Source organism: Cellulomonas soli, from assembly GCF_052036975.1.
Lineage (GTDB): Bacteria > Actinomycetota > Actinomycetes > Actinomycetales > Cellulomonadaceae > Cellulomonas > Cellulomonas soli_A.
Genome location: NZ_JBQIAR010000007.1, coordinates 1 through 19,395, shown reverse-complemented (window position 1 = coordinate 19,395; position 19,395 = coordinate 1). Strand labels below are relative to the sequence as shown.

General features: G+C 73.8%; 17 protein-coding genes. 8 read left to right on the top strand and 9 right to left on the bottom strand.

The window, feature by feature from the left end; all coding sequences use genetic code 11:
- Nucleotides 1-53: 53 nt before the first annotated feature.
- Nucleotides 54-1,769, bottom strand: a complete 1,716-nt coding sequence (gene ptsP, locus ACTHAM_RS08975) for a phosphoenolpyruvate--protein phosphotransferase (protein ID WP_440686537.1) — start codon at nucleotides 1,767-1,769, stop codon at nucleotides 54-56.
- A 128-nt stretch (nucleotides 1,770-1,897) separates the two neighbouring features.
- On the opposite strand from ptsP, the gene ACTHAM_RS08970 reads away from it, so the two are divergent.
- Complete coding sequence (locus tag ACTHAM_RS08970) at nucleotides 1,898-2,128, top strand: glucose PTS transporter subunit EIIB (RefSeq protein ID WP_146952155.1); 231 nt, start codon at nucleotides 1,898-1,900, stop codon at nucleotides 2,126-2,128.
- Nucleotides 2,129-2,144: 16 nt separating this feature from the next.
- Nucleotides 2,145-2,600 (top strand): PTS sugar transporter subunit IIA, encoded by a 456-nt coding sequence (locus tag ACTHAM_RS08965; RefSeq protein ID WP_440686534.1) that lies wholly within the window; start codon nucleotides 2,145-2,147, stop codon nucleotides 2,598-2,600.
- Between the two features lie 47 nt (nucleotides 2,601-2,647).
- On the opposite strand, the gene ACTHAM_RS08960 is transcribed toward ACTHAM_RS08965, so the two are convergent.
- Complete coding sequence (locus ACTHAM_RS08960; RefSeq protein ID WP_440686532.1) at nucleotides 2,648-3,733, bottom strand: mechanosensitive ion channel family protein; 1,086 nt, start codon at nucleotides 3,731-3,733, stop codon at nucleotides 2,648-2,650.
- Entirely contained in the window at nucleotides 3,730-5,955 is a 2,226-nt protein-coding gene (locus tag ACTHAM_RS08955) for a prolyl oligopeptidase family serine peptidase (protein WP_440686530.1), read from the bottom strand. Before ACTHAM_RS08955 ends, ACTHAM_RS08960 begins: the two co-directional genes overlap by 4 nt.
- A gap of 74 nt (nucleotides 5,956-6,029) precedes the next feature.
- Between ACTHAM_RS08955 and malQ the strand changes: the two genes are divergently transcribed.
- Both malQ and ACTHAM_RS08945 read left to right on the top strand, forming a co-directional pair.
- Nucleotides 6,030-8,165: a 4-alpha-glucanotransferase gene (malQ, locus tag ACTHAM_RS08950; RefSeq protein ID WP_440686528.1), complete on the top strand. Its 2,136-nt coding sequence runs from the start codon at nucleotides 6,030-6,032 to the stop codon at nucleotides 8,163-8,165.
- 74 nt (nucleotides 8,166-8,239) lie between these two features.
- Complete coding sequence (locus ACTHAM_RS08945; RefSeq protein WP_440686526.1) at nucleotides 8,240-8,785, top strand: toxin; 546 nt, start codon at nucleotides 8,240-8,242, stop codon at nucleotides 8,783-8,785.
- Nucleotides 8,786-8,812: 27 nt separating this feature from the next.
- Here ACTHAM_RS08945 and pepN read toward each other — a convergent pair whose 3' ends face one another.
- Nucleotides 8,813-11,407, bottom strand: a complete 2,595-nt coding sequence (gene pepN, locus ACTHAM_RS08940; protein WP_440686524.1) for an aminopeptidase N — start codon at nucleotides 11,405-11,407, stop codon at nucleotides 8,813-8,815.
- A 202-nt stretch (nucleotides 11,408-11,609) separates the two neighbouring features.
- On the opposite strand from pepN, the gene ACTHAM_RS08935 reads away from it, so the two are divergent.
- Nucleotides 11,610-12,170, top strand: coding sequence for a hypothetical protein (locus ACTHAM_RS08935; RefSeq protein ID WP_440686522.1), 561 nt, complete (start codon nucleotides 11,610-11,612; stop codon nucleotides 12,168-12,170).
- A gap of 192 nt (nucleotides 12,171-12,362) precedes the next feature.
- On the top strand, nucleotides 12,363-12,947 hold the full coding sequence (locus tag ACTHAM_RS08930; protein ID WP_440686869.1) for a mycothiol-dependent nitroreductase Rv2466c family protein: 585 nt from the start codon (nucleotides 12,363-12,365) through the stop codon (nucleotides 12,945-12,947).
- A gap of 79 nt (nucleotides 12,948-13,026) precedes the next feature.
- Here the strand turns inward: ACTHAM_RS08930 and ACTHAM_RS08925 are convergent, their stop codons facing one another.
- Nucleotides 13,027-15,003 (bottom strand): M13 family metallopeptidase, encoded by a 1,977-nt coding sequence (locus tag ACTHAM_RS08925; RefSeq protein ID WP_440686520.1) that lies wholly within the window; start codon nucleotides 15,001-15,003, stop codon nucleotides 13,027-13,029.
- A 105-nt stretch (nucleotides 15,004-15,108) separates the two neighbouring features.
- Between ACTHAM_RS08925 and ACTHAM_RS08920 the strand changes: the two genes are divergently transcribed.
- Complete coding sequence (locus ACTHAM_RS08920) at nucleotides 15,109-15,561, top strand: ribose-5-phosphate isomerase (protein ID WP_440686518.1); 453 nt, start codon at nucleotides 15,109-15,111, stop codon at nucleotides 15,559-15,561.
- A gap of 48 nt (nucleotides 15,562-15,609) precedes the next feature.
- Here ACTHAM_RS08920 and ACTHAM_RS08915 read toward each other — a convergent pair whose 3' ends face one another.
- Nucleotides 15,610-16,905 carry a GNAT family N-acetyltransferase gene (locus ACTHAM_RS08915; RefSeq protein WP_440686516.1) on the bottom strand — a complete coding sequence of 432 codons (1,296 nt, stop codon included), beginning with the start codon at nucleotides 16,903-16,905 and terminating at the stop codon, nucleotides 15,610-15,612.
- Nucleotides 16,906-16,991: 86 nt separating this feature from the next.
- On the opposite strand from ACTHAM_RS08915, the gene ACTHAM_RS08910 reads away from it, so the two are divergent.
- The gene (locus tag ACTHAM_RS08910) at nucleotides 16,992-17,828 is read left to right on the top strand and encodes a PP2C family protein-serine/threonine phosphatase (protein ID WP_440686514.1); all 837 of its coding nucleotides are present in this window, start codon (nucleotides 16,992-16,994) and stop codon (nucleotides 17,826-17,828) included.
- A 7-nt stretch (nucleotides 17,829-17,835) separates the two neighbouring features.
- Here the strand turns inward: ACTHAM_RS08910 and ACTHAM_RS08905 are convergent, their stop codons facing one another.
- The 3 genes from ACTHAM_RS08905 to ACTHAM_RS08895 all read right to left on the bottom strand — a co-directional run.
- Nucleotides 17,836-18,180: an MGMT family protein gene (locus ACTHAM_RS08905; protein ID WP_440686512.1), complete on the bottom strand. Its 345-nt coding sequence runs from the start codon at nucleotides 18,178-18,180 to the stop codon at nucleotides 17,836-17,838.
- Between the two features lie 34 nt (nucleotides 18,181-18,214).
- Nucleotides 18,215-18,700 carry a CoA-binding protein gene (locus ACTHAM_RS08900; protein ID WP_440686510.1) on the bottom strand — a complete coding sequence of 162 codons (486 nt, stop codon included), beginning with the start codon at nucleotides 18,698-18,700 and terminating at the stop codon, nucleotides 18,215-18,217.
- The coding region (locus ACTHAM_RS08895; RefSeq protein ID WP_440686508.1) for a PLP-dependent transferase at nucleotides 18,697-19,395 on the bottom strand (699 nt) is incomplete at its 5' end. The genes ACTHAM_RS08900 and ACTHAM_RS08895, both read right to left, overlap by 4 nt.

Below are 19,395 nucleotides of genomic sequence, written 5' to 3'. Positions count from 1 at the left end.
CACATGCAGCCACGCACCGGCCGGGGCGGGCAGGACCGGTGACCCGGCACGCGTCAGAGGTCGAGCTCGGTCAGCACCGGCAGCGCCCGGCGGACGGCGGCACGGGCGTCCGCGGCCCGGGCGGAACCGAGCGCGATCCGTGCGACCTGACGGCACGTCTCCGAGGTCGTGGCCGCCAGCACGGCCGCCACGTCGGGCAGCGCCCGGGGCGTCATCGACAGCGACCCGACCCCCAGCCCCACCAGCACGCACGCCAGCGCAGGGTCCGCCGCGGCCTCGCCGCACACCCCGACGGGCCGGGCCTGCTGCGCCGCACCCGCGCACGTGGCGGCGATGAGCTGCAGCACCGCGGGCTGCCACGGGTCGGACAGCTCGGCCACGGAACCGAGCAGCCGGTCGGCGGCCATCGTGTACTGCGTGAGGTCGTTGGTGCCGATGCTGGCGAACGTGGCGTGCGCGAGGATCGGTCCGGACAGCAGCGCCGCACTGGGCACCTCGACCATGACCCCGGCCCGGTCCAGGCCGTGCCGGGCGCACGCCGCCACGAACTGCTCGGCCTCGTCGACGGTCGAGACCATCGGGGCCATGACCCACACGTCGGCGCTCTCGGCGGCGGCCGCGCGGGCGATCGCGGTGAGCTGGTCCTCGAGCACCTCGGGGTGGGACACCGCGGTGCGCAGACCGCGCACACCGAGCGCCGGGTTGGCCTCGTCGTGGCCGGTGACGAACGGCAGCGGCTTGTCGGCCCCGGCGTCCAGGGTCCGCACGACGACCTTGCGGCCGGCGAACGCCGACAGCACCTGCCGGTACAGGGCGACCTGCTCCTCGACCCCGGGCGCCTCGGTGCGACCCAGGAACCCGAACTCGGTCCGGAACAGCCCGACGCCCTGCGCGCCGGCCGCGGCGGCCGGACCCGCCTCCGAGGGGTCGCCGACGTTGGCCAGCAGGTCCACCGGGACCCCGTCGGCGGTGCGGCCGGTGCCGTCGAACGTCCGTGCCTGCGCGGTGCGTGCCAGCGCGGCGCTGACCTGGTCGGCGTCAGGGTCGAGCAGGACCGTGCCCGCGGCGCCGTCCACCAGGAGCACGCTGCCCTCCGTGACCAGCTGCTCCACGCCGTGCGCGGCGACCACGGCCGGGATGCCGCGGGAGCGGGCCAGGATCGCGGTGTGCGACGTGGGGCCGCCGCCGCTGGTGACGATCGCGAGCACGAGCGTCGGGTCGAGCGTCGCGGTGAGCGCGGGTGCCAGGTCCTCGGCGACGAGCACGTACGGCACGTCGCACACCGGCAGTCCAGGGGCCGGCCGCCCGGTCAGGTCGGCGACCAGGCGGTCACGCACGTCGGAGATGTCCCGGACACGTTCGGCGAAGTAGCCACCGAGCGCCTCGAACTGGCGGGCGACCTCCTCGGCGGCTTCCCACACGGCACGTTCGGGCACCAGGTGCTGCTCGTGCACGCGGGCGACGGCATCGGCGACGAGCGTCGGGTCGGCGGCGATCGCCGCGGTGGCGTGCAGCAGGTCGCGGCTGTCGGGCTCGGTGGCGCGCTCGGCGGCGGCGTCCAGCGCCTCGCGGACACGGACAGACGCGGCGGCGATCGCCTCGGCGGCCGCCTGCTGGTCGGCGCCCGGGGGCAGGCGCCGGCCGGAAGGGGGTTCGGCGACCGGGTCCGGCATGCGCACCGCTGGTCCGACGACACGTCCGGGGCTGACCCCGATGCCGCTGATCAGCGCGCCGGCCGGGATCTGCGCGTGCGAGGTGTGCGTGCTCACGTCCGATGACCTCCTCGTCGTCGCACGCAGTCTCGTCCCTGCGGGCACCACGGCGCCAGCCAGGACGCAGGGGGTTAGGCTGGACGTCGCGCGTCGCCTGGTGACGCCTGGAGAACTGGGGAGTTCCATTGAGCAAGGCAGAGCAGATCCTCGCTGCACTGGGCGGGGACGCCAACGTCGTCGACCTCGAGCCGTGCATCACGCGGCTGCGGGTCGAGGTGGGTGACGCCCAGCTGGTCGACGAGGCTGCGCTCAAGGCCAGCGGTGCGTTCGGTGTGGTCCGCTCCGGTCGCATCGTGCAGGTCATCGTCGGCCCGGAGGCCGACAACCTCGCCGCCGAGCTCGACTCGCTGCGCTGAGACACCGCGTCGCACCGTGCTCCTGCTGAGCCCTGTCCCCGGGGTCGTCCGGGCGGTCGCGGACGTGCCCGACCCGGTGTTCGCCCAGGAGATCGTCGGTCCGGGGCTCGCGGTCGAGCCGAACCGCATCCAGACGCAGGACGTCCTCGCGCCGGCCGACGGTGTGGTCGGTGCGCTGCACCCGCACGCCTTCGCCCTCGAGCTCGGTGACGGGCGCACCGTGCTGGTGCACCTGGGTGTCGACACGGTCGGGCTGCGCGGGTCGGGCTTCACCCTGCATGTGGAGGCAGGTCAGGCGGTGCGCGCAGGTGACCGCATCCTCACGTGGTCCCCGGTCGACGTCGCCCTGGCGGGCCTGTCGACCCTGTGCCCGGTGGTGGCACTGCAGGCCGATCGGGCTCTGGTGCACCCGCTGGTCGAGCCGGGCGCTGTCGTCGCCGCCGGGGACGCGCTGATCGACTGGCGCGACTGACCCCACGACCGCCGCGCCACCGATCAGGCGACGGGTCCACGGACCGTTCAGCGGTCGTCCGGCGCAGCCCCCTGTGTCCCGGGCACGGGTGCCTCGGCGACGGCCGCCGTGCCGAGGTTCGCACGGTGAGCCGTCAGCCGCTCGAGCTGCCCCGCCAGCGGCACACCCGCGCGTTCCAGCCCGGCCCGGGCCTGCACCCGCAGGGCCCGCGCCACCTCCCACTGCATCGACGGCGCGGTGCGCACCGCGAGCTTGAGCGTGACGGCCTCGGCGCTGAGCCGTTCGATGCTGGTGATGGTCGGCTCCCCGTCCAGGTAGGTGCCGATGACCGGGTCCTGCGCGACGCGCGCGGCCGCCTCCTCCAGCACTGCGCGGACCTCGTCGAGGTCGGCGAAGTAGTCCACGTCGATCTCGACGACCGCCTTCGCCCAGCCCTGCGTCTTGTTGCCCACGCGCAGCATGGTCCCGTTGGGCACGTACCAGAGCGTGCCGTCGCCGTCGCGGATCTTGGTGACACGCAGCGCGACCGCCTCGACGGTGCCCGAGGCGGGCCCGACGTCGATCACGTCGCCGACGCCGTACTGGTCCTCCAGCAGCATGAACAGGCCCGACAGGAAGTCCTTGACCAGGCTCTGCGCGCCGAAGCCGAGTGCCACGCCGAGCACACCGGCGGAGGCCAGGAACGGCGCCACGTTCACGCCGAGCGTGTCGAGCACGAGGATGGCCACCGTGCCGCCCACGAGCAGCGTTGCCCCCGAGCGCAGCACGGAGCCGATGGTGCGGGCGCGCTGCGCGCGGCGGGCGTTCGCCAACGGGTTGGCGGCCTTCAGCAGCGCCGAGCCGACCTCGGACGCCCCGAGCGGGCGCAGCGGGCCGCGGTCCAGCATCGAGGAGCCGTCGGCGATGTGCTCGGTCACCTTGCGGATCACCCGACGCAGCACGGCCAGGCTGACCGCGCCGATCACCACGATGAGCAGGATCCGCAGGGGGACGCCGAGCAGCCAGTCCCAGCTGTCCGCGGCGACCTGCTGGATCTCCTCGACCGTGTCGGAGGTCGGGGATGGCGACGGGGCGGCCGTCGGGACGAGGGCCGGCAGCAGGTGCGCGGCCCCGGCCGCGGTCGCGCCCGTCATCGGGCACCTGCGGTCCGCGCGGCGGTGGCCTCGGCCAGCCCGGTGTGGTCGGCGACGAACTGCAGCTGCTCGGCGGTCAGCGCGATGGTGCGCGACAACGCCCGGCCGCCGTGCCCGACGCCCCTCTCGCGGCGCACGAGCACGGGTCGCTCGTCGACCGGGGCCGCGGTGGCGGCCTGCAGCGCAGCCGCGAGCTTGCGGGCGTGCAACGGGTCGACGCGGGTGTCGCCCTCGAACACGGTGAACAACGTGGCCGGGTACGCGGTGCCGTCGACCACGCGGTGGTAGGGCGAGTACCCGAGCAGCCAGCCGAGCTGCTCGGCGTCGTCGGCGTCGCCGTACTCCTCGGTCCAGGTGACGCCCAGCCCGAACCGCTGGTAGCGGACCATGTCCAGCAACGGCGCGGAGCAGACCACCGCCGCGAACAGGTCGGGACGCTGGGTGAGCGCCGCGCCGACCAGCAGGCCGCCGTTCGACCCGCCCCAGCAGGCCAGCCGGTCCGGAGTCGTCCACCCGGAGGCCACCAGGTGCTCGGCCACCGCGTGGAAGTCGTCGAAGACGTGCTGCTTGTGCGCCCGCATGCCGTCGCGGTGCCATGCCTCACCCTCCTCGCCACCGCCGCGCAGGTTCGCCACGACGTACACGCCGCCCGCCTCGACCCAGGCCAGGGTGCTGGCCGAGTACGCGGGGTCCAGCGAGATCTGGAACCCGCCGTAGCCGTACAGCACGGTCGGTGCGGGTGCGGTCGGCTGCCCGTGGGAGTCGAGCGCGTCGCGGCGGGCCACCACGAACGCCCGCACAGGAGTGCCGTCGGTGCTGGTCACGACGATCTGCTGGACGGTCACGTCCGGCAGGTCGGCCAGCAGCCCCGGAGGAGCCGCCCACAGCGACGTGGTGCCCGTGGTCGAGTCGAGCCGGTGCACGGACGGCACGGTCGTGTGGTCGGTGTACGAGAACCAGACGTCGCTGCCCCCGTCGGGGCGGGTGACCAGCCCGGAGATCGAACCGAGGCCCGGCAGTGTCACGGTGCCGTCCGCGCCGGGCAGCCGGGTGCCCGTCAGGTCGTGCACGCTGACCTCGCTGACAGCATGTCGACGCCACGAGGCCAGCAGCCGTCGAGGCGTCGTGTCCTCGCCGCCACCGTCGGTCACGGCGACGTCCTCCAGCACCGCCTCGGGGTCCTGCTCCAGCAGTGTGCTCCAGTGCGCGACACCCGGTCGCTCAGGGTCGGCCACGGCGAGCCGACCACGGGGCGCCTCCAGGTTGGTGTGCAGGTACAGCCGGCCGTCACGGCCCACCCACGCACCCGTCTCGGCGTCCAGCCCCACGGCCACCTCGACGAACGTCGGCGACTCGTGCGCGCCCGGGGCGCTCAGGTCGGCGATCCACACGTCGGTGCGCGGTGCCGTGCCGGCGGAGGCCGACACGATCAGCCACCGGCCGTCGCGGGAGACCGACACGCCGTAGTAGTTGGTCAGGTCCAGTCCGGCGCCGAACACCTCGACGTCCTGCGCGGGGTCGGTGCCCACCCGGTGCAACCACACCCGGCGGTGGTACTGCTGCTCGTCCGCAGGCACCAGCTCGGGTGCCAGGCGCCGCACGTAGTACAGGGAGCGGCCGCCGGGCACCCAGGCGACGGGGGAGTAGCGCGCACGGTCGACGGGCCCGTCGACCAGCTCACCGGTCGCGACGTCCAGCACGTGCAGCACCGACTCCTCGGTACCCCCGTGGGAGACCTGGTAGGCGAGCAGGTCACCCTCCTTGGACGGCTGCCAGGCGTCCAGCGTCGTGGTCCCCGCAGGGTCCAGCGCGACGGGGTCCACGAGCACGCGCTCCACGGGCTCACCGTCCGGCCCCGGCTCGAGCACCACGACGACCGCATGCTCCTGCTCACCGGTGCGACGGGCGAAGAACTGCCGCTCACCCCGCCACGCGGGCGCGCCGACGAACCCCGCACCCAGCAGCGCCTTGAGACGCGCGGTGAGCGTCGCCGGGGCGAAGGGGCCCTCCTGCGTGCCGTCCCAGCGGGTGCGGTAGCGCGCGTAGAGCTCGTCCTGCGCCGCCGACCACTGCTGCGTCTCGGGGTCGTCGACCGACTCCAACCAGCGGTACGGGTCGGCGACCAGGTGACCGTGCAGGTCCTCCACCAGGTCCGTCCGGCGGGCGGTGGGGTACCCGTGCCCGTCGTGCAGGGGGAAGGTGCGCTGGGTCTGGGCCGTCATGGTCCGCAAGGCTACGACGTGCCGCTGCCGCGCTGCTCCTGCGTTCGGGTGGGACCGTCTGGCAGGATCGGGCCGTGGCCGATGACCCGCAGCGCCCCTCCGACGAGCTGTTGCGCCTGGCTGCCGCCTACGGCGTGACACCCGACTACTGGGGGTTCGACGGCACCCGGCGCGACGTCTCCGCCGACACCCTGCGCGGCGTCCTGCGGGCGCTGGGAGTCGACGCCTCCTCCCCGGCACGGATCGCCCTGGCCACCGCCCACGTCGAGGACATGCCGTGGCGGCGCGTGCTGCCGCCGATCGTCGTCGTCCGGCAAGGACGGCAGGGCCACGTGCCCGTGCACGTCACGCACGGCGACCCGGTCGAGGTCTGGCTCGAGCTCGACCCCGAGGCCGGTGGCGGTCGGCGTGAGGTCGCCCAGGCCGACGTGTACGTCGAACCGCGCACCGTCGACGGTCGGCTCGTCGGTCGTGCCACGTTCACGCTGCCGGCCGACCTGCCGCTCGGCTGGCACGAGGTGCACGCCGAGGGCCCCAGCGCGCACACCCGCAGCCCTGTCGTGGTGACGCCCGCACGGCTCGAGCTGCCCGACTCGCTGCGCGAGAGGCACGCGTGGGGCTTCATGGCCCAGCTGTACTCGGTGCGCTCGCACGCCTCCTGGGGCATCGGCGACCTGGCCGACCTGGCCGACCTGGGCTGGTTGGCGGGGCGCCGCTGCGGGGCGGACTTCCTGCTCATCAACCCGCTGCACGCCTCCGAACCGACCGTCCCGGTCACCCCCTCGCCGTACCTGCCCACCACGCGACGGTTCGTCAGCCCGCTGTACATCCGCGTCGAGGACGTGCGCGAGACCGCGTACCTGAGCGCCGCGGACCGATCGCTGGTCGAGTGGGCCGCCGAGAGCGTGCTCGCGCTCGACACCGACCCCGGGCCGATCGACCGTGACGCCGTGTGGACCGCCAAGCGCTCCGCCCTCGAGGTCGTGTTCGCCGCACCACGCTCGGCCGCACGCGAGGCCGCGTTCGCCCAGTTCAAGGAGGAGCAGGGCGCGGGTCTGGACGGGTTCGCCCTGTGGTGCGCGCTCGCCGAGCGGTACGAGGGGACGCCGTGGCCTGCCGAGGCGCACGACCCGACCTCCACGCTGGTCACCGCGGCCCGCACCGAGCTGGCTGACCGGGTCGAGTTCCACCGCTGGTTGCAGTGGGTGGCCGACTGCCAGCTCGCCGAGGCCCAGCAGGCCGCGCTCGACGGCGGCATGGCGCTGGGCATCATGCACGACCTGGCCGTGGGGGCCCACCCCGAGGGGGCCGACGCATGGGCGCTCGCGGACGTGCTCGCGCGCGGTGCCACGGTCGGTGCCCCGCCGGACATGTACAACCAGCAGGGGCAGGACTGGTCACAGCCGCCCTGGCACCCCGACGCGCTGGCGAGGGCCGCCTACCGGCCGTACCGCGACATGCTGCGCACCGTGCTGCGGCACGCGGGCGCGATCCGCATCGACCACGTCATCGGGCTGTTCCGCCTGTGGTGGGTGCCGGAGGGCCACTCCCCGGCCGAGGGCGCCTACGTGCGCTACGACCACGAGGCTCTCGTGGGGATCCTGGCTCTCGAGGCGCACCGCGCCGGCGCGGTCGTCATCGGCGAGGACCTCGGCGTCGTCGAGCCGTGGGTGCGTGACTACCTGGCCGAACGCGGCGTGCTGGGCACGTCGGTGCTGTGGTTCGAGCACGACATGACGGGCGGACCGTTGGCACCCGAGCACTACCGCCCGCTCGTCCTGGCGACCGTCACCACGCACGACCTGCCGCCCAGCGCCGGGTACCTGGCCGGGGAGCACGTCGCCCTGCGGGAGCGGCTGGGTCTGCTGACCGAGCCGGTCGAGACGGTGCGCGCCGCGGCGCGCGTCGAACGGGACCGGATGATGGGGCTGCTGCGCGAGCGCGGGTTCCTGGGCGCCGACCCCTCCGAGCGGGAGGTCGTCGAGGCGCTGCACCGGTGGGTCATGGCGACGCCGTCGGTGCTGCTCGGGGTCTCGCTGGCCGATGCGGTGGGGGAGCGCCGGGCGCAGAACCAGCCCGGCACCGACCAGGAGTACCCGAACTGGAAGGTCCCGCTGGCCGACGGGTCCGGGCAGGTCGTGCTCATCGAGGACCTGTTCGACACGCCCCGGCTGCGTTCGCTCGTCTCCGTGCTGCGCTCACGCCACTGACCTGCGCATCCGCCCGCTGAGCGCCGGTGCCCTCGCTGGGCGGAAGGGCGGTCGCACCGTGGCAGACTGCCGCGGTGAACGGAACCGGGGCACGCAGGATCAAGGTCGTCGGCAACACCGGGGCCGGCAAGACGACCTTCGCCCGCGCCCTCGCGGCGCGGCTGGGCGTCCCGCACCTCGAGCTCGACGCGGCGTTCTGGGGGCCGGGCTGGCAGCTGGTGGACGAGGCCGACGGGCAGGCCACGGTGCGCCGCTTCGTGAGCGCCCCCGACGCCGCCGACGGGTGGGTCGTCGACGGCAACTGGAACCGGCGGATCGGCGACGCCCTGCCCGTGGAGCTGGTCGTCTGGCTCGACTACCCGCGCCGCGTGGTCATGCCGCGGGTGATCCGTCGCACCCTGGGCCGGGTGGTGCTGCGGCGCGAGCTGTGGCACGGGAACCGCGAACGGTGGCGCTCGCTGCTGCGCCGGGAGCCGGAGGAGAACATCGTGCGCTGGGCGTGGACCGAGCACGACGCGTACCGGGACCGCTACCTGGACCTGATGGCCCAGGGAACGGTCCCGGTGCTGCGGCTGACGTCACCGCGTGCGGCCCGCCGGTGGCTCGCCGACCCGCACTGAGCGGGCGGGTCGGCGAGCCGGCCGGGCTCAGTCGCGAAGCCGGTCGGCCGCCTGCGCGGCCAACGTCCGCCGGACGCCGTCCCGCGACTCCACGACGAGCCGTCGCAGCGCCGGCGCAGCATCGGCGTGCTCGGCCAGCCAGGCGTCCGTCGCGGCCAGCACGTCGACGCGCTCGTCGTCGGCCAGGTCGGTCGGGTACAGCCCCACGACGATGTTCTGCGCCATCTCGTTGGTGCGCTCGGCCCAGACCGTCTCCAGCGAGGCGAAGTACGGCTCGACGAAAGGCACCAGCAGGCTCCGGTCGTGCACCCGGCCGAACCCGCTGATCGTGGCCGACTGCACCGCGTTGGGCAGCTCGTCGGCGTCGACCACGGAGGCCCACACCGCCCGCTTCGCCTCGGGGGTCGGCACGGCCGCCCGCGCGGCCGCGGCCGCCCGCTGACCCGTGGCCGTCGCGTCGGAGGACAGCTGCACCGCGATGTCGGTCTCCCCGGCACGGCCGCCGGCCACCAACGAGGTCAGCAGCTCCCACCGCAGGTCGGTGTCGATCGAGAGACCCTCGAGCGTGCGACGGGCGTCGAGCAGCGCCGCGACGGCGTCCAGCTGGCCGGGGGTCGAGGCGTGCGAGGCGAACGCCTTGACCAGCTGCAGCTGCGTGTCCGACCCGGCCGGGGCGGCCTCGGCGAGCGCGTGCAGGCGGTCGGTGGCGGCCACGGTCGTGGCCTGACGGTGCTCGGGCGCCACGTACAGGTCGAGCGTCGTGGCCAGCTGCCGCAGCAGCACGAGCACCACCGAGGAGTCCGTCTCGTGCTCGATGTTGCCCAGCACCAGGTCGACGAAGTCACGGGCGGGGGTCTCGCCGTCGCGGGTCGCGTCCCACGCCGACGCCCACACCAGGGTGCGCGGCAGGGAGGCGTCGAACGCGCCGAGCGAGGTGATCGCCGTGGCCAGCGACTGCGGGTCGAGGCGCGACTTGGCGTAGGCCAGGTCCTCGTCGTTGACCAGCAGCAGCGCGGGGCGGGGGCGCCCCACGAGCGCCGGCACGGGCGTGCGCGGGCCGTCCACGTCGAGCTCGACGTGCAGCGTGCGGACCAGGCGGCCGTCCTGCAGGTCGTAGCCGCCGACGGCCAGGCGGTGCGGGCGCTGCACCGGGTGGGTCTCGGGCACCTCCTGCAGCACGGCGAACTCGGTGATGATGTCCTCGGCGTCGGTGGTGACCTCCGGGCGCAGCAACGTGACACCGGCCTGCTCGAGCCACAGCGCCGACCAGGCGGACAGGTCCCGGCCGCTGGTGGCCTCCAGCTCGGTGAGCAGGTCCTTCAGCTCGGTGTTGCCCCAGGCGTGCTTGGCGAAGTAGGCGCGCACCCCGGCGAAGAACTCCTCCTGGCCGACCCACGCGACGAGCTGCTTGAGGACGCTGGCGCCCTTGGCGTAGGTGATGCCGTCGAAGTTGACCTCGACGTCCTCCAGGTCGCGCATGTCCGCGACGATCGGGTGCGTGCTGGGCAGCTGGTCCTGCCGGTACGCCCACGACTTCTCCAACGAGGAGAACGTCGTCCACGCGCTCGTCCAGCGGGTCGCCTCGGCGGCCGCCAACGTCGAGGCGTACTCGGCGAACGACTCGTTGAGCCACAGGTCGTCCCACCAGCGCATCGTCACCAGGTCGCCGAACCACATGTGCGCCAGCTCGTGCAGGATCGTCACGGCACGACGCTCGACGGTGGCCTCGGGGACCTTGGACCGGAACACGTACGACTCGAGGAACGTCACCGCCCCCGCGTTCTCCATGGCACCGGCGTTGAACTCGGGCACGAACAGCTGGTCGTACTTGGCGAACGGGTACGGCACGCCGAACTTCTCCTCGTAGAACGCGAAGCCGGCCCGCGTCACGTCGAGGATGTTGTCGGTGTCCAGGTGCTGCGCGAGCGACTCGCGGCAGTACACGCCCAGCGGCACCGTGCGGCCGTCGGAGCTGGTGAGCTCGCCGCGCTCCACGTGGTAAGGCCCGGCGACGACGGCGGTGATGTACGAGGAGATGCGCGGCGTCGGTTCGAACGACCACGTCGCGGTGCCGTGGTCGGCGCCACCGTTGGCGTTCACACCGCCGGGCACCGGCACGGGCACACCGACCTGCGGGGAGTTGGAGACCACCTGCCAGTGCGCGGGGGCCGTCACCGTGAACGTGAACTGCGCCTTGAGGTCGGGCTGGTCGAACACCGCGAACATGCGGCGGGAGTCGGCGACCTCGAACTGCGAGTACAGGTACACCTCGTCGTCGACCGGGTCCACGAACCGGTGCAGGCCCTCGCCGGTGTGCATGTAGGCGCAGTCGGCCTCGACGACCAGCTCGTTCTCGGCGGCCAGGTCGTCCAGCGCGATGCGCGAGTCCGCGAACACCTCGGCCGGGTCGAGCGCGCGGCCGTTGAGCGTCACGGACAGCACGACGGGTGCGATCAGGTCGACGAACGTGCTCGCGCCGACGGCGGCCTCGAACCGGAGGACCGTGCGTGACCTGAACGTCGTCGGGCTGGACGTCAGGTCGAGCGTCACGTCGTAGGACGAGGTACGCACGAGCGAGGCGCGCTCACGCGCCTCGGCACGGGTCAGGTTCTCACCGGGCACGCGGGGTCTCCTTCAGGCTGTGCCGAGCGGTTCTCGGCGTCGAGCGGTCACGGCTCGTGGCCGCGACGATCATGCCACGCGACCTGCGACCGGCCTGGGTCCGGTGGTCGTGACGTGCGCGCCCCGACCCGGTCGTGTGATCCTGGGGCGCGTCCGCGCCGGGTCCGACCGACGGTGCGGCCCGGGTCGGCGGAGGAGGGGCATGAGCACGGTGGGTCCGCAGGGCCGCGGGTGGGGGCGAGGGATGCGCATCTTCCTCGCCGTCGATGCCCTGCTGGTGCTCTCCCTGCTCGTGCTGATCGGCGTGTGGGTGGCCGGCTCGGGCGGCGGTGCCGCCGGTGGGCCGGACGACGCGGCGGCCACCGGCGCCAGCACCGCGCATCCCGCGCCCGGTCCGAGCGGGAGCGCCGCGGGCACCGCACCCGTCTCGTTCCGCATGCCCAGCGGCAACATCGCGTGCACGTTGTCCGTGGACGGTGTGACCTGCACGATCGCCTCGATCCGGTTCGAGCCACCGGTCGTCGCCGGGTGCACGGGGCAGACCGGGCACGTGTTCGTGCTCAACGCCGACGGGGTCACCGTGCCGTGCGTCGACGGGGCCGCACCCTCCGTCGCCGACGAGACGGTCACCACGCTCGAGTACGGGTCGTCGGCCGCGGTCGGCGACTACACCTGCACCAGTGCGACCGACGGTGTGAGCTGCACGGGCGCCGACGGCACCGGGTTCCGGCTGGCGAGCGGCAGCTGGTCCCCGCTGCCCTGACGGGCGCAGCAGGTCCGGTCCGATCCGTCCGCGTGGCGGGCTGCGCGAGGCATGATGGCGCCCGCGGCGCCCACCGGCCCGCGACCGCCTGCCCCTGGAGCCCGCCCCGTGACCGTCACGCCGTCCGCCCCTGCCGCGCCCGCTGCCGACCCGGCACGTGATGCCACCGCACCCGCCCGCGACACCGCCGACATCTGGGTCGACCCCGCGTGCCCCTGGGCGTGGATGACCTCACGCTGGGTGATCGAGGTGCAGCGGGTGCGCGACATCGACGTGCGCTGGCACGTGATGAGCCTGTCGGTGCTCAACGAGGGGCGCGACCTGCCCGAGACGTACCGCCGGCTCATGGACGACTCCTGGGCGGCGGTGCGGGTGCTCATCGCCGCGCAGGAGCTGCACGGTCCCGAGGTGCTGCGCCCGCTGTACGACGCGTTGGGCACCCGGCGGCACCCGGGCGGCCGGACCGACACGGCGGCGATCATCCGTGAGTCGCTCGAGGAGTCCGGGCTCCCAGCCTCGTTGGCCGCGTACGCCGACTCCGACGAGCTCGACGTCGCGCTGCGGGCCTCGCACGCCGAGGCGATCGCGCTGGTGGGCGACGAGGTGGGCACCCCGGTGGTCGCCGTGAACGGCACCGCGTTCTTCGGGCCCGTCATGACCCCGGCGCCCACCGGTGAGGCCGCCGGCCGGTTGTGGGACGGCTTCGTGCTCATCACGGGCGTGCCTGGCTTCTACGAGCTCAAGCGGACCCGCACCGCCCACCCGATCTTCAGCTGAGCGGACGGGCGCGGCCCACCGGACCGGGCTCCGCCGACGGGCGGGGTGGCCACCGTGACCGGCAGCCACCCCGTCCACGTCACCAGATGCGCACGCGCTCCTCAGGTGCCAGGTAGAGGGCGTCGCCGGGCTGCACGTCGTAGGCCGTGTAGAACTCGTCGATGTTGCGCACGACCCCGTTGCAGCGGAACTCGTCGGGGGCGTGCGGGTCGATCGCGAGCCGCCGCACGACCTCCTCGTCGCGGCCCTTGGTCTGCCACGCCTGCGCCCAGCCCAGGAACACCCGCTGCACGCCGGTCAGGCCGTCGATCACCGGCGCCTCCTCGAGCGGTCGGCCCAGAGCGATCCGATACGCCTTCAGCGCGATCGACAGCCCGCCCAGGTCCCCGATGTTCTCCCCGATCGTCAGGGCGCCGTTCACGTGGTGCGAGCCGTCCAGCTGCCGCGGTGAGAACGCCGAGTACTGGTCGATGAGCGCCTTCGTCCGGGTCTCGAACTCCGCGCGGTCCTCGGCCGTCCACCAGTCCTCGAGCAGGCCGTCGCCGTCGTACTTGGAGCCCTGGTCGTCGAACCCGTGGCCGATCTCGTGGCCGATCACCGCGCCGATGCCACCGAAGTTCACGGCGTCGTCCGCGTCGGCGTCGAAGAACGGCGGCTGCAGGATCGCGGCCGGGAACACGATCTCGTTCATGCCCGGGTTGTAGTAGGCGTTGACGGTCTGCGGCGTCATGAACCACTCGTCGCGGTCGATCGGCCGGCCGATCTTGTGCAGCTCGCGGTCCTGCTCGAACGCGGAGGCGCGGCGCACGTTGCCCAGCAGGTCGGCGGCGTCGACCTCGAGAGCGGAGTAGTCGCGCCAGCGCACCGGGTAGCCGATCTTCGGCGTGAACGCGTCGAGCTTGGCCAGGGCCTTGGCGCGGGTGTCCTCGCCCATCCAGTCCAGCGAGGTGATCGACTCGCGGTAGGCCTCGACCAGGTGCGCCACGAGGGTCTCCATGCGCTCCTTGTGCGCGGGCGGGAAGTGCCGGGCGACGTAGACCTCGCCGACGGCCTCGCCGAGCACGCCCTGGACGAGCGAGACGCCCCGCTTCCACCGGTCGCGCAGCTCCTGCGCACCGGTGAGCGTGCGGCCGTAGAAGTCGAAGTTCGCCTGCACGAGCGCGTCGTTCAGGTACGGGGCACGTGCGCTGACCACGTGGTACGCCAGCCAGTCCTGCCACGACTGCAGCGGCTCGGACTCCCACAGCGTGGCGAACGCCTGCGCGAAGGACGGCTCGCGGACGACCAGCTGGTCGAGCGCGCCCGCGGGTGCACCCAGCGCGTCGACCCAGGCGGCCCAGTCGAACCCGGTGGCCTGCTCGGCCAGGTCGGCGAGCGTGAGCTTGTTGTACGTCAGGTCCGCGTCGCGGTCCTTGACGACGTCCCAGTGACCGGCGGCCAGCGCGGTCTCCAGCGCGACCACGCGGGCGGCGCGGGCGTCGGCGTCGGCCTGGTCGGTCGCGACGCCGGCCAGGAGCAGCATCCGAGCCACGTGCGGGCCGTAGGCGGCCAGCACGGCGGCGTACTGCTCGTCGCGGTAGTACGACTCGTCGGGCAGGCCCAGACCCGACTGCGTCAGGTGCACCACGTACGTCTGGGGGTCCTTGGCGTCGTTGTCGACCCAGAAGCCGACCGCGCTGGCCGCACCGGTGCGCTGCAGGGCACCGAGCGCGTGGGTCAGTGCCGCCTTGTCGGTCGCGGCGTCCACCAGGTCCAGGTCGGCGCGCAGCGGCGCGGTGCCGGCTGCCTCGACGGCGTCGGCGTCCATGAAGCTGGCGTAGACGGCCCCGATCTTGGCCTCCACCCCGGTGCCGTCGGCGTGCGCGGCCGCGTCGGTGATGATGTCCCGGACCTGCTCCTCGGCCTGGTCGTGCAGGGCACGGAACGCCCCGTCCATGGCCCGGTCGGCGGGGATCTCGTGCGAGGCGATCCACCGGCCGTTCACGTGCTGGTAGAGGTCGTCCTGCGGGCGGACGTCGGGGTCGAGGGCGGTCAGGTCGATTCCGCTGCGCGTCATGGGTACACCCTAAGGACGTGCGTCGAGGCGTCCACCGAGTTCGGCGGCACGGTCGAACCCCGGACGGCGTCGCAGGTCGGGTCCCGGGTGCGGAAGAATGTCGCCATGCGCATCCATGTCGCCGCCGACCATGCCGGGTACGAGCTCAAGGTCGCCCTCGTCGAGCACCTGCAGGGTGCCGGTCACGAGGTCGTCGACCACGGGGCCTACGAGTACGACGCCCAGGACGACTACCCGCCCATGTGCCTGGCCGCCGGGGAGGCCGTCGTGGCCGACCCGGGGTCGCTGGGTGTGGTGATCGGTGGCTCCGGCAACGGAGAGCAGATCGCCGCCAACAAGGTCGACGGCGTGCGCGCCGCCCTGGCCTGGAACCTGGACACCGCGCGCCTGGGCCGCCAGCACAACGACGCGAACGTCATCGCGATCGGCGCGCGCCAGCACACGGTCGCCGAGGCGCTGTCCTTCGTCGACGCGTTCGTCGCCGAGCCGTTCAGCGGCGACCCGCGCCACCAGCGCCGCATCGACCTGCTCGCGCAGTACGAGGACGCGCGCCGCTGATCCGGCACACCCCGGGGTGACGGCGGACGCCACCCCGGGGCGCTCGTGTCAGAACACCCAGGAGCTCACGGGTGCGACGGGCCACGAGAACGCCGTCGACGCCGCAGCCAGCGCTGCGGGGTCGCGCACCTCGACGAGCCCGGTGGCAGCCAGAGCCGTGAGGGTGCGCCCGCCCAGGTAGGCGGCACCGAGCTCGCGCACGTCCATCGCGAGGGCCGCAGGCTCCTGCGTGCGCTCCACCTGCACGTCACCCTCGAAGGCCCGGGCACGCACCCGCCACGTGCCGGTGTTCGCCTCCAGCCGGCCGTCGTGCACGGCGATCGTCACGTCGACGTCACCGGCGTACCGGCGCCCGCCCAAGGCCCCCGCCACGTCGACGAGGCGCACCCAGACGTTGTCGGTCAGTCGTCGTTGGGCGGCGCGCGAGTCGACGAGCAGGCCGAGCAGCGCGTCGTCGGGGGCGAGCAGACCGGCGTGCACGGTGGCCATGTGGTCCAGGTCGAGCAGCCGGCTCCACAGCGCGTGCGCCGCCGCCGCATCGAGCGCGGCGACCTCACGCACGTGCACGCTGCCGCGCGGCCCGGCGTCCTCCCAGTTCGACTTGCGACGGAACAGCGCGTACCCGCGGGGACGGCCGTCCCGCTCGACGAGCAGGATCCGCAGCGACTCCCCGCCGTTGCGCCACGCGGGCGGGTCGGACCAGAACGCGGCCTGCAGCTCCGGGGTCTCACGCGTCGGCCAGCCCGGCCGTCCGAGGCCGCCGCCGGCCTGGGCGCCTGCCTCACGGTGCAGCTGCTCGACGATCGTGCCGTGCCGTGCCTGGTCGGCCAGCTCGATGCGCACGGTGTGCTCGGCGGAGCCGGGCACGTCGTGCAGGTCCGCCTTGCGCGGGACCGTGACCTTGACGTCGTCGGCCGCGCTGCCGTAGCCGAAACGGCCGTAGATCGCGGCCTCGGCGGCGAACAGCGCCGAGACGCTCTCTCCCCGCTCGACGCAGTCGGTCAGGTGGCGGTCGATCATCGCGCTGAGGATCCCGCGGCGCCGGGCCTGCGGGTGCACGCCGACCCAGGTGAGGCCCGAGACGGCGAGCGTCCCACCGGGCACCGGGAACGCGCCGAACGGGTACGAGCCGTGCATCGCGAGCAGCGGTCCGCCACCCGTGCCCTGCACACCCCAGGTGCGCTCCCAGGTCAGCGGGAACGGCCAACCGGCCAGCTCCTCGACCGGGACGGTGCCGGGGAACGTCCAGGTGTCCAGTTCGAGCACGGCAGGCAGGTCGTCGGCGCTCAGGCGCACGTGGTGCAGGTCGTCGGGCAGGGCGCGGGGGAAGGACGTGCTGGTCATGGCCCTGATCCTGGTCCGCCGCGACGGGCGCCGCCAGGCAATTGCGCCCGGAGGCCACCGCGGGGGCGTCGCCCTAGGCTGCACGGATGACGACGCGCGCGGGTCCGTCGACCGCCTCCGCCACGGGGGTGGCCCGGCGCGCCCGCGCCTGGTGGCGGCAGATGGCTCGCCGCGCGCGGGGTCGGCAGTGGCCTGCGCTGCGCGGCTCGACGGGTGATCTGATGATCGTGGACCTGCGCGACCGTCTCGCCGCGCACGGTCGGATCCCGGCGCTGCCCGACGGCTGGCGGGTGGAGTCCGTGGTGCGCTCCGCGCACGCCGACGCGTTCTCCGGGGACTTCGTCGTGGCCACCACCCACCGGTCGGGTGGGCAGCTGGAGGTCGTGGTCGTGGACGTCTCGGGCAAGGGGCAGGACGCCGGGGTGCGCTCGTTGCAGCTCTCGGGGGCGTTTGGTGGGTTGCTGGGCGCCATGCCGCGCGAGCAGTTCCTGCCGGCGGCCAACGACTACCTGCTCGACCAGGCGTGGGACGAGGGGTTCGCCTCGGCGGTGCACGTGGCGGTCGACCTGTGCTCGGGCGAGTTCTGGGTGGCGTCGGCGGGGCACCCGCCGCCCGTGCACCTGCACGCCGGCTCGGGCACCATCGAGGTGCTGGGCACGGTCGGCAGCCCCGCCCTGGGCGTGGTGGACGAGCTCGGGTGCCGCGGGGTGACGGGGCGCATCGAGCCCGGCGACACCCTGATGCTCTACACCGACGGTCTGGTCGACGCCCCTGGACTGTCGTTGGAGCAGGCGACCGACCGGCTGCTCGGCGTCGCCGAGGAGGTGCTGGCCACACGTCGTGGCGGAGCACCGGCCGTGCTGGAGGGCCTGCGCTCGGACGACAGCGACGATCGTGCGCTGGTGCTGCTGCGCCGCGACTGACCGGGTGTCAGCCGGCCCCGACCGGCTCGTCGGGGAACCAGATGGCGTGACGCAGCGCCACCCGTTCGCCGTCGGCCGACAGCGGGGTGCCCTCGCCGCGCAGCTCGGCGAGTGCGCGCGTGCGGTGGTGCGCCGGTGGTCGGCCGGCGGCGTTCACCACCCGCCACCAGGGCACGCCGCCACCCGCACGGCTCATCACCTGACCCACCTGGCGAGGACCACCCCGAGGGGTGCGCCCCTGCGCGCTCGAGCGCTCTGCGAGCACCTCGGCGATGGTCCCGTACGTCATGGCCCGTCCGGCGGGGATCTGCGCGACGAGGTCCAGCACCGCCTCGAGGTAGTCGTCGTCCACGGTGCCATCCTTGCCGGTCGCGGCCCGGGTGGGCTCAGCGCGCGGCGCGGCGCGAGCTGATCACGCCCGTGTCGAACCCGGCCAGGTGCAGGCCGCCGTGGAACCGGGCGTGCTCGATCTTGACGCAGCGGTCCATCACGACCTGCAGCCCGGCGGCCTCGCCGCGGCGGGCGACGTCCTCGTGCCAGGCGCCCAGCTGCAGCCACAGGGTCTTCGCGCCGACGGCGATGGTCTCCTCGAGCACGGTGGGCAGGTCCTCGTTCCGGCGGAACACCTCGACCAGGTCGGGGACGACGGGCAGGTCGGCCAGGCTGGGGTACACGGGCCGCCCGAGGATCTCGGTGACCCGCGGGTTGACGAAGTAGACCTCGTACGGCGAGCTGGACAGCAGGTAGGTGGCCACGAAGTAGCTGGCGCGCGAGGGGTTGTCGGAGGCGCCCACGATCGCGATCGACCGGGTGCCGCGCAGGATCGCCAGACGTTCCGGGGCGCTCGGGCCGAGCCAGGTGCGCGCGCTCATCGGGTGGCCTCCGTCCGTGCCGTGGTGGGCCCTCCGTCGCGGGTAAGCCCGGTGGCCTGCGTCAACGCCTGGTCGAGGTCCCACAGGATGTCCTCGGGGTCCTCGAGCCCGACGCTGATGCGCACCAGGTCGCCGGGCACCCCGGCGGCGACCAGCTGCTCGGCGGACAGCTGCTGGTGCGTGGTGGACGCGGGGTGGATCACGAGCGTGCGGGCGTCGCCGACGTTCGCCAGGTGGCTGGCCAGCTGCAGCTGTTCGATGAAGGTGCGTCCGACCTCACGCGCGTCGCGCCCGCCGGTGGCCGCCACGCCGAACGCGAAGACGGACCCGGGGCCCAGCGGCAGGTAGTGGCGGGCGCGCTCGTGGTGCACGTGCCCGGGCAGCCCCGCCCAGCTGACGTACGCCACGCGCGGGTCGGCGTCGAGCCACTGCGCCACGGTGCGGGCATTGGCCAGATGGGCGTCCAGGCGCTGGGGGAGGGTCTCGACGCCCTGCAGCAGCTGGAACGCGGACTGCGGCGACAGGGCAGGCCCGATGTCGCGCAGCTGCTCGGAGCGCAGCTTGGTGAGGAACCCGTACTCCCCGAAGTTGCCCCACCAGCTGACCCCGCCGTACGAGGGCACCGGCTCGGTCAGCTGCGGGAACTTGCCGTTGCCCCAGTCGAACCGGCCCGACTCCACGACGACCCCGCCCAG

Coding starts and splice junctions, on each gene's coding strand:
- ACTHAM_RS08960 (WP_440686532.1), bottom strand. CDS start 3,733: ATGACGGGCGCGACCGCGGCCGGGGCCGCGCACCTGCTGCCGGCCCTC.
- ACTHAM_RS08955 (WP_440686530.1), bottom strand. CDS start 5,955: ATGACGGCCCAGACCCAGCGCACCTTCCCCCTGCACGACGGGCACGGG.
- ACTHAM_RS08935 (WP_440686522.1), top strand. CDS start 11,610: ATGAGCACGGTGGGTCCGCAGGGCCGCGGGTGGGGGCGAGGGATGCGC.
- ACTHAM_RS08925 (WP_440686520.1), bottom strand. CDS start 15,003: ATGACGCGCAGCGGAATCGACCTGACCGCCCTCGACCCCGACGTCCGC.
- ACTHAM_RS08920 (WP_440686518.1), top strand. CDS start 15,109: ATGCGCATCCATGTCGCCGCCGACCATGCCGGGTACGAGCTCAAGGTC.
- ACTHAM_RS08915 (WP_440686516.1), bottom strand. CDS start 16,905: ATGACCAGCACGTCCTTCCCCCGCGCCCTGCCCGACGACCTGCACCAC.
- ACTHAM_RS08910 (WP_440686514.1), top strand. CDS start 16,992: ATGACGACGCGCGCGGGTCCGTCGACCGCCTCCGCCACGGGGGTGGCC.
- ACTHAM_RS08900 (WP_440686510.1), bottom strand. CDS start 18,700: ATGAGCGCGCGCACCTGGCTCGGCCCGAGCGCCCCGGAACGTCTGGCG.